At 62.1% G+C, this 14,835-nt stretch carries 11 protein-coding genes; 8 read left to right on the forward strand and 3 right to left on the reverse strand.

Annotated features, from left to right (window positions below; genetic code table 11):
- The first annotated feature begins 156 nt into the window (after positions 1–156).
- The 3 genes from BGO64_RS04385 (at position 157) to BGO64_RS04395 (ending at position 3,024) form a co-directional block, all read left to right on the forward strand.
- Positions 157–1,320 carry a multidrug effflux MFS transporter gene (locus BGO64_RS04385; RefSeq protein ID WP_029314807.1) on the forward strand — a complete coding sequence of 388 codons (1,164 nt, stop codon included), beginning with the start codon at positions 157–159 and terminating at the stop codon, positions 1,318–1,320.
- Between the two features lie 102 nt (positions 1,321–1,422).
- Positions 1,423–2,472 (forward strand): oxidoreductase, encoded by a 1,050-nt coding sequence (locus tag BGO64_RS04390; RefSeq protein WP_041213888.1) that lies wholly within the window; start codon positions 1,423–1,425, stop codon positions 2,470–2,472.
- Between the two features lie 306 nt (positions 2,473–2,778).
- On the forward strand, positions 2,779–3,024 hold the full coding sequence (locus BGO64_RS04395) for a hypothetical protein (RefSeq protein WP_010675602.1): 246 nt from the start codon (positions 2,779–2,781) through the stop codon (positions 3,022–3,024).
- An 80-nt stretch (positions 3,025–3,104) separates the two neighbouring features.
- On the opposite strand, the gene BGO64_RS04400 is transcribed toward BGO64_RS04395, so the two are convergent.
- Together BGO64_RS04400 and BGO64_RS04405 are read right to left on the reverse strand one after the other, a co-directional pair.
- Positions 3,105–3,560: an NfeD family protein gene (locus tag BGO64_RS04400; RefSeq protein ID WP_128342507.1), complete on the reverse strand. Its 456-nt coding sequence runs from the start codon at positions 3,558–3,560 to the stop codon at positions 3,105–3,107.
- Positions 3,557–4,480, reverse strand: a complete 924-nt coding sequence (locus BGO64_RS04405; protein WP_029314806.1) for an SPFH domain-containing protein — start codon at positions 4,478–4,480, stop codon at positions 3,557–3,559. Before BGO64_RS04405 ends, BGO64_RS04400 begins: the two co-directional genes overlap by 4 nt.
- A 197-nt stretch (positions 4,481–4,677) precedes the next feature.
- Here BGO64_RS04405 and cysG point away from each other — a divergent pair, with 197 nt between their 5' ends.
- From cysG to cysC, 5 genes are all read left to right on the forward strand, one after another.
- On the forward strand, positions 4,678–6,102 hold the full coding sequence (gene cysG / locus BGO64_RS04410; protein ID WP_048208364.1) for a siroheme synthase CysG: 1,425 nt from the start codon (positions 4,678–4,680) through the stop codon (positions 6,100–6,102).
- Between the two features lie 104 nt (positions 6,103–6,206).
- Complete coding sequence (cysD, locus tag BGO64_RS04415) at positions 6,207–7,115, forward strand: sulfate adenylyltransferase subunit CysD (RefSeq protein ID WP_045521955.1); 909 nt, start codon at positions 6,207–6,209, stop codon at positions 7,113–7,115.
- A 24-nt stretch (positions 7,116–7,139) separates the two neighbouring features.
- A complete protein-coding gene (gene cysN, locus BGO64_RS04420) occupies positions 7,140–8,567 on the forward strand; it encodes a sulfate adenylyltransferase subunit CysN (protein WP_042864966.1) in 1,428 nt (475 codons plus the stop codon).
- A gap of 4 nt (positions 8,568–8,571) precedes the next feature.
- Positions 8,572–10,296, forward strand: a complete 1,725-nt coding sequence (locus tag BGO64_RS04425) for an SLC13 family permease (protein ID WP_286700245.1) — start codon at positions 8,572–8,574, stop codon at positions 10,294–10,296.
- A gap of 234 nt (positions 10,297–10,530) precedes the next feature.
- Positions 10,531–11,124: an adenylyl-sulfate kinase gene (gene cysC / locus BGO64_RS04430; protein WP_286700246.1), complete on the forward strand. Its 594-nt coding sequence runs from the start codon at positions 10,531–10,533 to the stop codon at positions 11,122–11,124.
- A 239-nt stretch (positions 11,125–11,363) separates the two neighbouring features.
- Here the strand turns inward: cysC and BGO64_RS04435 are convergent, their stop codons facing one another.
- On the reverse strand, positions 11,364–14,498 hold the full coding sequence (locus tag BGO64_RS04435) for a P-loop NTPase (protein WP_286700247.1): 3,135 nt from the start codon (positions 14,496–14,498) through the stop codon (positions 11,364–11,366).
- Positions 14,499–14,835 lie beyond the last annotated feature (337 nt).

Genomic DNA, 14,835 nt, shown 5'->3' on the forward strand with positions numbered 1-14,835 from the left:
GTGCCAACGGGGGATCCTGGTTCCACCCCCTGAGAGGTAGAAGAGATACATGTTTCCAGCAGGGAATAACCGAAGTGATTAAATACCATTTCAATTCATTACTCTGAGTCAGTAGACTCGCGGCCCAATCGATATTCCTAGGGCTTGAGGTGACTGATGCCATTGATTCTTTTGCTTGTACTCCTGGTGTTGTTCAGCCCGCTGGCCATCGACATCTATCTGCCTGCCATCCCCCAGATGGCCGAGCAGCTGGGGGCCGAAGTGACCCTGATGCAGGGCACCATCACCTGGTTCCTGTTCAGCATGGGGCTGGGGCAACTGCTGGTGGGGCCGCTGGCCGATCGCTACGGGCGCAAACCCATTGCCCTGGGGGGCGTGCTGCTCTATGGCCTGAGTGCCCTGGCAGCCGGCTTTGCCGCGAGCCTCGGCGAGCTGATGCTGGCGCGAGTGCTGCAAGGCTTCGGGGCCTGCGCCACCTCGGTGGCCGCCTTCTCGGTGGTCCGTGACAGCTATGGCCCCAAGAAGAGCGGTCAGATGATCTCCTATCTGAACGGTGCCATCTGCTTCATCCCCGCACTGGCGCCCCTGCTGGGTGGCTGGCTCACCGCCAAGGCGGGCTGGTCGGCGAACTTCTGGTTCATGGCGGGTTACGCCGTCGTGGTCGGCAGCTGGCTGCTGTGGCGGATGCCGGAAACCCGCCCTGAGGAGACCAGCAGTGCTGGCCCGCTCATCAGTTGGTCCCGCTACAGCCCGGTGCTGCGCTCCCCGAGCTTCCTGTTCAACGCGGCGCTGTGCATGCTGGCGATGGCGGTGATCCTCGCCTACGTGACGGCGGCGCCGGTACAACTGATGGTAACCCTGGGGCTGGACATGAGTGGCTTCAGCTACTGGTTTACCGCCAATGCGGCCCTCAACATCCTGGCCTGCTTCCTGGCCCCGCGCTTCATCGCCCGGGTAGGGCCAAGACGGACCCTGCGCATCGGCCTGCTGGTGGTGCTGCTCTCCGCCATCACCCTGACCCTGGCCATGCACATCCCGCACCCGCTGGCCATGATGGGCCCGGTGTTCCTCTCCAGCATCGGCTTTGCGATGATCCTGGGCGCCGCCGCGGGTATGGCGCTGGCCCCCTTCGGCCACTGCGCCGGGACTGCGGCCGCCCTGCTCGGCCTGTTCCAGATGAGCGGCTCCGGCGCCCTGGTGGGGATCACCGGTTGGCTGATGCCGGATCCCCTGAGCCAGCTGGCCCTGCACATGTGGCTGCTGCTGCCCCCGCTGGTGATGCTGATGACCCGCCAGGGCCGGCGCTTGTGTTTGCAATAAATCCTGTGCTCTGATGAGCACACTCAGGGGGCCTTGAGCCCCCTTCTCTTTTTCAGGCGACCCGCCTGCCTCGCATGATCACAGACCCGTGGAGAAAACCGGATGAGCCACACAATCAACGCCGCCCTGGTGGGATACGGCTTCGCAGGACAGACCTTTCACGCCCCCTTCCTGGCCACGACCCCGGGCCTGACCCTGCGCTGGGTGGTGAGCCGGGATGCCGCCAAGGTACAGGCCGCGTTGCCCGGCACCCGGGTCGGCACCCTGGAGCAGGTGCTGGCCGATGACAGCCTCGATCTGGTGGTGATCGCCACCCCCAACGACACCCACGCCCCCATCGCTCGCGAGGCCCTGCTGGCGGGCAAGCACGTGGTGATCGACAAGCCGTTCGCCCTGGATCTGGCCGAAGCGAAGGCGCTGGTCGAGTTGGCGGAGAAGCAGCAGCGGCTGCTCAGCATCTTCCACAACCGACGCTGGGACGGGGACTTCCTCACGGTGCGCCGTCTGCTGGCGGAGGGGGCGCTGGGGCAAGTCGCCCAGTTCGAATCCCACTTCGACCGTTATCGCCCCGAGGTGCGCCAGCGCTGGCGCGAGGCGGGCGGCCCGGGCTCCGGTCTCTGGTTCGATCTCGGCCCTCATATCCTCGATCAGTCGCTCCAGCTGTTCGGTCAGCCGGACTGGTTGCAGGCGGATCTGGGCAAGCAGCGCCCCGGGGCCCTGGCGGACGACTACTTCCATGTGGTGCTGGGTTATGGCGAGATGCGGGTCATTCTGCACGGCAGTTGTCTGGTGTCGGCCGTGATGCCCCGCTTCGTGGTGCACGGCAGTCAGGGCTCCTTCATCAAGTTCGGCATGGACGTGCAGGAGGAGCAGCTCAAGGAGGGCAAGCGGCCTCCGGCGGCGGACTGGGGCGTGGATCCCGCCCCCGGCCAGCTCAGCCAGATCCGGGACGGTCAGCTCGTGCAGCAGACCGTGGCTGGCGAGGCGGGGGACTACGGCGCCTACTATCGCGGCGTCTGCGCCGCCATCCGGGGAGAAGGGGAGAACCCGGTGCCGGCCGACGAGGCTCTGGCGGTGATGGCCTTGCTGGACCTGGCCCGGGAGAGCGACCAGCAGGGGCGGCGCCTGCCTTGTCAGAAGCTGTCTGACTGACGGCGTTATCCGGCAGCGCCGAGAGCCTGACAGAAAGACAATGGCTGACTGGCAATTGCCAGGTAATTGGCGATTTGTTGTGCGAATTTGGTGGTGAGTGGGTGTTTTATATTAATATTTGTCGTTGCAGCAGTGTTTCTTATCATGCCAACGAGAAAATATCATTGTGATACGCGTTTTCATCGGCCGCATATGGGGATATATTTCGCGCGCCTTCGGGCTCCAGCGGCCGGTGTGCCGACAGGAGCCGGGGCGTACAGTGATGGTCCCTGCACCATCTCTCCATCTTTTTTTGAGGGTATGCACATGAACAAAGTACTGGTAGCCGGTATCCTGGGTCTGATGTTGACCGCCTGTGGTCAGAAAGAAGAAGCTGCCGCTCCGGCTGCGACCCCGGCCGCAGACGTTGCTGCCACTGTCGAGAAAGCCGCTAGCGAAGCGTCTGCTACCGTCGAGAAGGCTGCTTCCGAAGCTTCCGCTACTGTCGAGAAGGCTGCCGCTGACGTGGCCACCAAGGCTGAAGCTGCCGTGAGCGATGCCAAGGCCAACTAAGCCAGCACCTCATTGAAAAACGGGCCCGGCGCACTCGCGCCGGGCCCGTTTTTTTATGGCCATGGCAGGGCGCTGCCCGGTCAGCCGAGGGGTTCCACCAGCAGGATGTGGGAGTCGGCCCCCACCACCTTGACCCGGCTGCCGGCCGGCAGCGGCGCGTTGCAGCGCACCGTCCAGACGGTGTCGTCCAGATGCACCCGGCTCATCCCCTGGCTGACCTCGTCCAGCAGGGTCAGCTCGCGGCCCATGTAGCTTTGCATCCGCTCGTTGATGGGAGCGGCGGCATCCAGCCCGGAGCGATCCCGGCGATGCTGCCAGCGCCACCAGGCCCAGGTGGTGAGCAGGGATTGCAGGGCGAAGAGCAGCAACTGCACCTGCCAGCCGAAGGGCCAGACCAGCAGCAAGAGTCCCACCTCCAGGGCGGCGATGCCGGTCCAGAGCAGAAAGCCCACCGACCCCATCACCTCGATGGCCAGCAGCACGAAGCCGAGCCCCAGCCAGTGCCAGTGGGTCAGCCCCTCGAACAGGGCTGTCATGATTTGCCCGCCTTGCCGTCTTTGTTGAACAGCTCGGCCATGCCCGCCACCGAGCCTATCAGGCTGCCCGCTTCCAGGGGCATCATGATGATCTTGCTGTTGGGGCCTTCACCGATGCGGGCCAGGGCCTCGGTGTATTTCTGGGCCACGAAGTAGTTGATGGCCTGCATGTCGCCCTCGGCGATCGCCTGGGAGACCATGTGGGTCGCCTTGGCTTCCGCCTCGGCGGCCCGCTCCCGCGCTTCGGCGGCGAGGAAGGCGGCCTGACGCTCACCCTCGGCTTTCAGGATCTGGGACTGCTTCTCCCCCTCGGCCTTCAAGATCTTGGACTGGCGCACCCCTTCGGCCTCCAGCACCTCGGCCCGCTTCTGGCGCTCGGCCTTCATCTGGGCGTTCATGGCTTCCACCAGGGCGAGGGGCGGGCGCACATCCTTGATCTCGATCCGGGTCACCTTGATGCCCCAGGGGGCGGTGGCGGCATCCATGGTGCGCAGCAGCTTCTCGTTGATGGTGTCGCGCTGGGAGAGCATTTCGTCCAGCTCCATGGCGCCGAGCACGGTCCGCATGTTGGTCATGGTGAGATTGCGGATGGCACTGGTGAGATCGTTGACCTCGTAGCCCGCCTTGCGGGCATCCACTACCTGCACGAAGCTGATGGCGTCGATGGTGACGTTGGCGTTGTCCCGGGAGATCACCTCCTGGGCCGGGATGTCCAGCACCTGCTCCATCATGATGATCTTGTGGCCGATGCGGTCGATGTAGGGGATCAGCAGGTTGAGGCCCGGGGAGAGGGTGCGGGTGTAGCGGCCGAAGCGCTCCACGGTCCAGTTGTAACCCTGGGGCACTATCTTGATGCCGGCACTCAGGGTGGCGAGTACCAGGAATATGAAGATCCCCAATACAATCAATGACTCATTCATGATTAAGCTCCTTATGAAACACTTTCACTAGCCTAGGGTCTGGTGCCATCCACCACAAGCAGATTCGCTTCTCTATTGCCGCCACACGGCTTTACTAATTACCAAAACGCATTAAAGAGCATTTTTTATTATTTTGAGGGATAAGCGCTCCTGCCTATAGTCGCCCCAGATGTCGCGATGCCGAGGAGCGGGCCCTGATGGATTATTTACCTATGTTTGCCAGGTTGGAAGGCCGCCCGGTACTGCTGGTGGGCGGGGGCGAGGTTGCCCTGCGCAAGGCGCGCCTGCTGCTGGCGGCAGGTGCCCGGATCACCCTGGTCTCTCCCGCGCTCGAGCCCGAGTTCCATGAATTTGCCGGTCGCTTCACCCATGTGGCGGCGCGTTTCGACCCGGCCCACCTGGCAGGGCAGATCCTGGTGGTGGCCGCGACCGACGATCTCGAGGTCAACGCCCTGGTCTACCAGAGCGCCACCGAGCGCGGTCTGTTCGTCAACCTGGTGGATGACCCCGAGCGCTCTAGCTTTATCTTCCCCTCCATCATCGATCGCAGCCCCATCGTGGTGGCCGTCTCCAGCGGCGGCAAGGCCCCCGTGCTGGTGCGCCTGTTGCGCGAGCGGCTCGAGAGCCTGCTGCCCCGCCATCTTGGCGGTCTGGCGGAGCTCTCCGGCCGGGTGCGCCGCCGGGCCAAGCAGGTGCTGGCCTCCCTCTCCGATCGCCGCCGCTTCTGGGAGCGCGCCTTTGCCTCCAACACCCTGGCCGGTCTGATTGAGAAAGCCGATTGGCAGGGTGCCGAGCAGTGGCTGAACGAGGGACTGGACAAAGCCCGTACCGAAGTGGGAGAAGTGGTGCTGGTAGGGGCGGGCCCGGGAGATCCTGGCCTGCTGACCCTCAAGGCGCTGCAACAGATCCAGCAGGCCGAAGTGGTGCTCTATGACCAGCTGGTCTCCCCCGAGATCCTGGACCTGGTGCGCCGCGACGCCACCCTGGTGTCGGTCGGCAAGAAGGCGGGTGCCCACAGCGTGCCCCAGGAAGAGACCAACCGCCTGCTGGTGGAATATGCCAAAGCGGGCAACCGGGTGGTGCGCCTCAAAGGGGGCGATCCCTTCATGTTCGGCCGTGGTGGCGAGGAGCTGGAAGTGCTGGCCGAGGAGGGCATCCCCTTCTCCGTGGTGCCCGGCATCACCGCCGCCGCCGGTGCCACCGCCTATGCGGGCATTCCGCTCACCCACCGCGACCATGCCCAGAGTGCCGTCTTCATCACCGGCCACTGCCAGAAGGAGGGCAAGGAGCCCGACTGGCAGCAGCTTGCGGCCACCAACCAGACCCTGGTCATCTACATGGGGCTGATGCGCTCCGAGCATATCCAGCAGCAACTGGTGAGCCATGGCCGACGCGCCGCCACCCCTATCGCCATCATCGAGCGGGGCACCACCGCCCGTCAGCGGGTGCTGACCGGCACCTTGGCGGATCTGGCCGAACTGGCCCAGCAGGCGGTGAGCCCCTCCCTCATCGTCATCGGTGAAGTGGTGGCACTGCGCCAGCAACTCGCCTGGTTTGGCGAACAGGGGCAAGGGCAGGAGGCAGAAAGCGGCCACGAGCTCAAGCTGGTGAGCCTGGCCTGAGAGGCGAGACCCGAATCGATTTGACGGTGCGGCCAAGGCGGCACCGAACTGAACCAACACCGCGCCCCGAGCAGGTGCGATAGCAATGAACCGAGGACCCAGACATGGACCGTGAAAGACTTACCCACTTGCAACAGCTGGAAGCCGAGAGCATCCATATCATCCGCGAGGTGGCCGCCGAATTTGAAAACCCGGTGATGATGTACTCCATCGGCAAGGACTCCTCCGTCATGCTGCACCTGGCCCGCAAGGCCTTCTACCCGGGCAAGATCCCCTTCCCCATGCTCCACGTGGACACCAACTGGAAGTTCAAGGAGATGATCAAGTTCCGGGACGAGACCGCCAAAAAGTTCGGGCTGGATCTCATCGTCCACAAGAACCCGGACGGTCTGGCCATGGACATCAACCCCTTCGTGCACGGCAGCAGCAAGCACACCGACATCATGAAGACCGAGGGGCTCAAGCAGGCGCTCAACAAATACGGCTTCGACGCCGCCTTCGGTGGTGCCCGTCGCGACGAGGAGAAATCCCGTGCCAAGGAGCGGGTCTACTCCTTCCGTGACAAGTCCCACCGCTGGGATCCGAAGAACCAGCGCCCGGAGCTGTGGCGCGTCTACAACAGCCAGGTCAACAAGGGGGAGAGCATCCGTGTCTTCCCGCTCTCCAACTGGACCGAGCTGGACATCTGGCAATACATCTATCTCGAGAACATCGACATAGTCCCGCTCTACTTCGCGGCCATGCGCCCCGTGGTGGATCGCGGCGGCATCAAGATCATGGTGGATGACGATCGCATGCCCATCGGCCCGGAAGACGAAGTGAAGCAGGAGCTGGTGCGCTTCCGTACCCTCGGCTGCTACCCGCTGACCGGGGCCATCGAATCCAATGCCACCACCTTGCCGGAGATCATCGAAGAGATGCTGATCACCACCTCGAGCGAGCGGCAAGGGCGGCTCATCGACCACGATCAGGCCGGCTCCATGGAGCAGAAGAAGCGTCAGGGCTATTTCTAAAAAAATGTTCTAAGGAATCGCAACATGAACAACCACATTCAGACCGCTATCAGCGAACAGGGCATTGAAGCCTACCTGCACGCCCAGCAGCACAAGAGCCTGCTGCGTTTTCTCACCTGCGGCAGCGTGGACGACGGCAAGAGCACCCTCATCGGCCGCCTGCTGCACGACTCCCAGCAGATCTATGAAGATCAGCTCAAAGCGCTGGAGTCCGACAGCCAGAAGCTCGGCACCACCGGCGAGAAGCTGGACCTGGCCCTGCTGGTGGACGGCCTGCAGGCGGAGCGCGAGCAGGGCATCACCATCGACGTGGCCTACCGCTATTTCTCCACCGCCAAGCGCAAATTCATCATCTCGGACACCCCGGGCCATGAGCAGTACACCCGCAACATGGCCACCGGCGCCTCCACCTGCGATCTGGCCATCATCCTGATCGACGCCCGCAAAGGGGTGCTGGATCAGACCCGCCGCCACAGCTTTATCGCGAGCCTGCTCGGCATCAAGCAGTTCGTGGTGGCAGTGAACAAGATGGACCTGGTGGAGTTCAGCCAGGAGGTGTTCGATCGCATCAGCGCCGATTACCGCGAATTCGCCAAGAAACTCAGCGTCGACACCATCCACATCGTGCCGGTCTCGGCCCTGGACGGTGACAACGTGGTGAACCCGAGCGACAAGCTGGCCTGGTATCAGGGCGAGACCCTGCTCTCCTTGCTGGAGTCTGCCGAAGTGGAGCGCGAGCTGGAGCGCCACCCGGTGCGCCTGCCGGTGCAGTACGTGAACCGCCCCAACCTCGATTTTCGCGGCTTCGCGGGCACGCTCGCCTCCGGCATCCTGCGGGTGGGCGACAAGCTGGCGGTGTTGCCGTCGGGCAAAGAGAGCACGGTCACTCGCATCGTCACCTTCGACGGGGATCTGGAGTACGCCCTGCCGGGTCAGGCCATCACGGTCACCTTCGCGGACGAAATCGACATCAGCCGGGGCGACCTGCTGGTGGATGCGGCGAAAAAGCCCCAGGTGACCCAGAACGTGCTGGCTCACATCGTCTGGATGGGGGAAGAGTCCCTGCAACCGGGCCGGGTCTATGACGTCAAGCTGGCCACCAAGAAGAGCCGTGGCCAGGTGGAGGCCATCCGCCACCGCATCGAGATCAACAAGCTCGACGAGCTGCCCGCCTCCGAGCTCAAGCTCAACGAGATCGGCCTGTGCGAATTCAGCCTGACCGACCCGGTGGCGTTCGACCCCTACAAGGAGATCCGCGACACCGGCAGCTTCATCCTCATCGACCGGCTGACCAACGTCACCGTCGGTGCCGGCATGATAGTGGAAGGGCTGGCGGCCAAGGTGATGGCAGGGCAGTACAGCGAGTTCGAAGTGGAGCTCAACGCCCTGGTGCGCAAGCACTTCCCCCACTGGCAGGCGCTGACCATCAGCAACGATTCCGGCAAGGAGTAAGCCCATGACCTGGCAACAATCCCTGGTGCTGGGTCTGCTGGCTGCCCTCGTCGCCCTGCTGATCCAGGGCAAACTCCGGCCGGCGCTGCTCTTCTCGGGCGCCGTGCTCATCACCTATCTGAGCGGCCTGGCGGACATCAACGCCGTGGTGGCGGGCTACACCAACAGCGCCCTGCTGACCCTGGTGCTGTTGCTGCTGGTGTCGCTCGCGGTGGAGAAGACCCGGGTCATGAGCTGGTTTGCCAACCTGGTGGGCACCGGCTCCTTCAACAAGGTGCTGGTGAAGGTGTGGTTTTCCACCGCCTTCCTGTCGGCGTTCGTCAACAACACCGCCGTGGTGGCGTCCATGCTGGGGGCGGTCAAGCGCAACCCCAACCATGCGCCCTCCCGGCTGCTGTTGCCCATGTGCTTCGCGGCGACCTTTGGCGGCGTGCTGACCCTGATCGGCACCTCCACCAACCTCATCGTCAACAGCTTCCTCATCAAGATGGGGGCCAAGCCGCTCGGCATGTTCGACTTCTTCATGGTGGGGGCGGGGACCCTGCTGACTGGCCTCATCGCCGTGCTGCTGTTTGCCCGCCATCTGCCGGAGCAGGACACCGAGATGAGCCGGGAATCCGGCTATTTTCTCGAAGCCAAGGTGGGCCCCGGCTCGCCGATGGCCGGGCGCAGCGTCAAGGAGAACGGCCTGCGCAGCCTGAAAAGCCTCTATCTTGCCGAGATCATCCGGGGCAGCCAGGTGATCTGCCCGGTGCAGCCGGAACACGAGCTGCACGAGGGGGACATGCTGCTGTTCTGCGGCGACGTGGAGAGCGTCGGCGTGTTGCAGGAGCTCAAGGGGCTGGATCTCTACGGCCAGCACCGTCTCAACGGCCAGCACCTGGTGGAGGTGATCGTCAGCCACAGCTCGCGCCTGGTGGGGCAGACCATCAAGGATGCGGAGTTTCGTACCCACTTCGATGCGGTGGTGCTGGCGGTGCGCCGGGGCGAGACCCAGCTCACCGGCGGCCTCGGCCAGATTGAACTGCACGCAGGGGATACCCTGCTGCTGGCCCCCGGCCCCAAGTTTGCTGGCAACAAGTCCCTCTCCCGGGAGTTCGTGGTAGTGAGCGGGCTGGAGGCCTCCACCCGGCTCGATGCCACACGCAGCGCCGCCGTGGTGGCGGGGTTCCTCGGGGTGCTGACCCTGTCGGTGTTCGATCTGGTGCCGCTCTTCAAGGGGCTGCTGGTGATGCTGGTGGTGCTGCTCTTCTCCCGCATCCTGACCCTGGACGAGATCCGCCGCCGCTTTCCGCTGGATATCTGGCTGGTGGTGGGCGGGGCGCTCGCCATCGCCGATCAGCTGGAGAAGAGCGGCCTGGCCAAGCTCATCGCCGACTGGCTGATGGGGGAGTTCAACGGGGCCAGTCCCTTTATCGCCTTCGTGGGGATCTATCTGTTTACTCTGGTGCTGACGGAGTTGATGAGCAACAACGCGGCGGCGGCGCTGGCCTTCCCCATGGGATTCCAGCTGGCGCTCAGCATGGATGTCTCCACCATGCCGTTCATTCTGGCGGTGCTGTTCGGGGCGAGCTCCAGCTTTATCCTGCCCTACGGCTACCAGACCAACCTGATGGTCTATGCGGCGGGCAACTACAAGATGCCGGATTATCTCAAGCTGGCCCTGCCGGTCTCCCTGGCCTACAGCCTCGGGGTGATCGTCATGGTGCCCCTGCTGTTTCCGTTTTAAGGTCTGATACCGGGGGATGTGTTAAGGGCTGCTTATGTTAACGCAGCTTTTATCAAGTCTGCTTATGATGCAGGGGAGTGCCAGGGCACTGGCATCCAGGCGTGAGCGCCAATCAGGGGGGGTTGCATGCGCAATCTCAGGGCATCAGCACCTTGCCGCCTCATCGCGAGGCGGCTCCCCGCGGTAGCGGACAGTGTCAGTATTGAGGTGTGAGCGCCAATCAAGGAGTGTTGGATGAGCAATATCGTGTGGCATCAGCATGCCGTCGACAAACAGAGCCGGGCCGAGCAGAAGGGGCAAAAGCCGCTGGTGATCTGGTTTACCGGGCTCTCCGGGGCGGGCAAGTCCACCCTGGCGGGGGCGCTGGAGCAGGCGCTGGCCGCCTCGGGCAAGCACACCTATCTGCTGGATGGGGACAATGTGCGCCACGGCCTGTGCGGGGATCTCGGCTTCGATGACGCCGCCCGCCAGGAGAATATCCGCCGGGTCGGCGAAGTGGCAAAACTGATGGTGGATGCGGGACTTATCGTCCTCACCGCCTTTATCTCGCCGTTCCGTGCCGAGCGACAACTGGTGCGCAATCTCCTGGGTGAAGGGGAGTTCGTCGAGGTGTTTGTGGATGCGCCGCTCGCAGTCTGTGAAGAGCGCGACCCCAAGGGGCTCTACAAGAAGGCGCGGGCAGGGGAGATCCGCAACTTTACCGGCATCGACTCCGCCTACGAGGCCCCGGAGCAACCCGAGGTCCATCTGCTGAACGCCGGCAAGCCGGTGGAAGCCTTGGTGGATGAGCTGCTGACGGCTCTGCGGCAGCGGGGGTTAATCGATTAAGGTCGATTGTCTGCGTTGAGTGTTGATAAACAAGGGGGGCGTTTGCCCCCTTGTTTATTGTCTACCAACTATGTAGTGGTCTAACCATCACGGACACCATTTTAGGTGGTACAGTCGCCACCATGACCTAACGTTGAGTTAATCGGCGCACGGAATACCGCGAAGCGATATGTAGGGCGTCGGTGTTGAGCGCAGTGTTCGGCGTCATAGGCGATGTGGGCCAGTGGCTAATCAAAAGGTCACCCTTGCGGGTCGCGTGATTTCAGGGTTTCCCAATTCCCGGCATGAAAGTGGGAGCCAACCTGTTTTCTGATCGCGGGAGAGAGGCGTTTGATAATGTCGGTAGCCTTTCGCTTGGCGGTGCTAAGACGGTCCTCTTCCGCTGTAGCGATCGGGACAGCTTCCCATGCTTGCGTTAGCACTCGTTCAATGCCAGCTTTGACTCGATCCTCAAAACTACTAGAAAGCTGCGCCAGTACGTGCCCCGCCTCAGCGATTGATCGGGCTTGTGGAGCAGGTGTCGGTACGTATGGCTTAGCGCGCGGTCTAGGCGGCGGGGCGGGGTTGAGGAATTCGCGGAGCATGTTGAAGGAGACTTGCTCAGGCCTGAGCAGGGCCTTCAGGAACGGGTCTTGTAGTTCGCGACCTGCTTGGACGACAGCGGTTGTCAGCCAAACGACAGCTTCTTCGAAGTTCTTCGGATGAGGCGTGCCGATCTTGTCGGCCTCGCGGTCATACTTTTCGAAGTAGCCGAGGGCTTTGGAGTCAGAGGTTGTGAGCCGGCCAAGATACGCAGCGGCACGCCGGGCGCGGGCAAACGGACAGTCGGGCAGAGGTTTCGAGAGCTTGCCGAAGGCGACACCGAGGCCCGCACAACTCAACTTGGCTTGCTCGGTGGTGATTGGCGCTGTCTTTAGGTGATCCGCGAGTGACAAGCCCTGTAGCCATGCATCAGCGGCGCGGCGTGTGGCATCGTTCCCGGCTGAGCCTTCAGCCACGCCCCACTCATACCAATAGCCTCGCACATCGGACTGAAAATCGACCTTGGACGAGAGGGAGCCGATGTTTTGCCGGAACATCTCCACGGCAGCCGGACGGTCGCCCGCATTTCGGTAGATCTTGCCGAGGTCAACAAGAGCGCAAAGCCGGTCAGGCTCCGCTGTGGTACGCGCCTTCGCCGCCGCGACGGCTATTTCCTTTCGGCGTTGCTCGGTGAACTGCTGCGGTAGTTCGCGTTGTAGCCGTGGGCCCGCGTGAACAATCTTGGCGTGTGTTTGACGACTGACTCCACCGTCCTTGCTCGTTTGCACAGTCTGCCTGACAATGGCACGCCAAACCTCCGCAATATCCACGCCGATATCTTGTTCTGCGGCTACCAAAATGGTGGCGGCCACCTTGGTATGTCGGGTCAGCACATGGCCCGCACTTCGGACGGCGGCGGCTTCTTCGCCGAGTGGAATGACGACAAGCGTCTGAACCCAATCCCGCTCAACACCAAGCAAGTCAGCGAGAACATTTTCATCAATGCCAGGGATACCGACCGCGTGACACGCAGCGACGTAAAGGAGTGCGTCGAACAAGCTGCGGTTGCTGTTCGCAATCTGAACTTCCCTCAATCGGCTAAGCAAGGCGACAACGTGATTCCTCAAACCGACTGGCCCGAAACGCACGGCGAGCAATCCACCAAAGAATGAGCCTTCGTCACGGGCGCCAGCGGCTCCATGAACAGCGGCAAGGAGTGCGGCAATCTGCCGCTCGGGACTCGAAAGGGTTGCGAGCTCGCGCAATCCGTCGTTGCCATATTTTCGCCACGCTTCAATCAGAATGTTCGCGTCGCCGTCCCGCAATTCACGAAGAAGGATGTCGGGATGCTGCTTCAGCAATGTGCCCCAAGACTGGCGGTCACCGTGGAAGTGGCGCCAGTCGGTGTCGCGGGAGGCGAGGAGGAAGTGGACATGGGAGCGTCCCGCTTCGTGGAGGAGGCGGGATGCTTCGCTGAGGTCATGAATTAGATTTTCAGCATCATCGGCGACGACGAGCCAGTGTTTGGTCGGATCCAAAGTGTGGATGTGCTCAGGGGGCAGGCCGACACGAGGAGTCGTGCGCCACAGGACATTCCACCCACCGTCCTTCGCCGCTGCGGCAGCCGATTGCAGGAGAAGCGTGGTCTTGCCTTCGCCTCCGGCGGCACGAATGAGTTGAAGCGAACAGGCGGCTTTGGAACTCCGGGCTTCCGCGAGGCGGCGTCCGATTTCTGCGACTGCGGCCCGGCTAGGAATGTCTGCGCAAGTCGCGTGCCGCCAAGTGGGTGTCGCGCCGTCGAAGTATCGGACGACCTCTTCAGGTCTGAGCGGTGGCAATATTCTCAGGTAAGCGGCATCTACGAGTTCCCATCCGGCTAGCGGCGAAACGACCGAGGGAACTGCGACAGCTGGCGTCATGCCCCGTAACGTCGAAAGGATTTCACCGAAGATGCTGTGGCAATCGATGCCTCCGAATGCCCGGAAACGATTCATGACGGTGGCGGGTTCGACGGCAGCGAGCAGCTTCCCGTATTTGGCCTTCACCTTGTCGACGTCGGACTCATAGAAGCACCAGATAACATCAAGCGGTGCCTGCTCGTCGTTCATGAGTTCGATGAGCGCCTGGGTGAAGACGTCATCCCAACCACCGTAGGCAGCGACGATGAGCGTGCGTCTTTGGAGGAGGCGTTGCAGGGATTTTGTCAGCTTTTGTCGAGGGTTGGTTAGTTGCGCCTGAGTATGTAGCGTGTCTGAGTCGCGCCAGTAGCCATGTAGATGAACGACAGTGCACATGCCGAGCTCATCCTCGGCAGCACCAGCTAAGGTTCCGTCAACAGCCAGAACGCGCCGACCAGATCGGCCGCCAGCGTTCCGAACTGCCAAGGATATGAGCGGATCGAAGTTGGTGGTCAGAATAGGACCAAGGAAGCGCTCGTTTGCTCTAGCCACCATCTCACCGAGGCTCGCCGTGCCCAAAGGAATACTCCATTCGTCTGGCTGTCCGTCCGTTCCCTTCGGTGGTTCGCCGACTCCAGCCTTTCGGGCTTTTAGGACAGCGGTCTGGATAACGTCGTTGATGGCATCTTGTCCTGCGTTCTTGCCGAGCCACTTCATCGCCTCTTGGTAAGCGTCACCACCCGTTTTGCCAGCCAGCGCAGTCTCAAAACGCGGTAGGGCAAAGGCAACTCGGTCACGAATCTCAGCTCGAACAAAATCGAGGATTTCGGTGACGCCCGGCACCCCGATACCGTCCTTCAGCGAAAGAGGCGATCCAACAAGAAACGCCACAGGACGCTTCGTAGCGAGGGCGGCGGTGAGCAGCTCCTCTTTTGTGAGTAAATCAAGTGACATCGACGTCCCCCGCGATTGGATATTGGTGTCTATTTGGTACAAGTTTGATTAACGCTACTTCAGTCGTATCTAGGCAACACGCGATGATTGGGCCAGACGACAGGCGCAGTGAGACGGTTCAAGCGAGCTTTCATTGATTCATTGGGGTTTGGCAGATACCTATGACGCCGAACAGTGATTAGATGGAGGATACGGTACTAACACATTAATACCGCCTTCCATCTAACTCCATTTCGCTCTGATAGGGAATATGAGAAATGACATTTTAAATCAATTGATTGCATGAGAGTCTTTGAAGCTGAACGTGTTCGCTTGACGTCCTCTATTTGCGTAACCA

Source organism: Aeromonas sp. 62-46 (genome assembly GCF_001898585.1).
Classification (GTDB): domain Bacteria; phylum Pseudomonadota; class Gammaproteobacteria; order Enterobacterales; family Aeromonadaceae; genus Aeromonas; species Aeromonas caviae.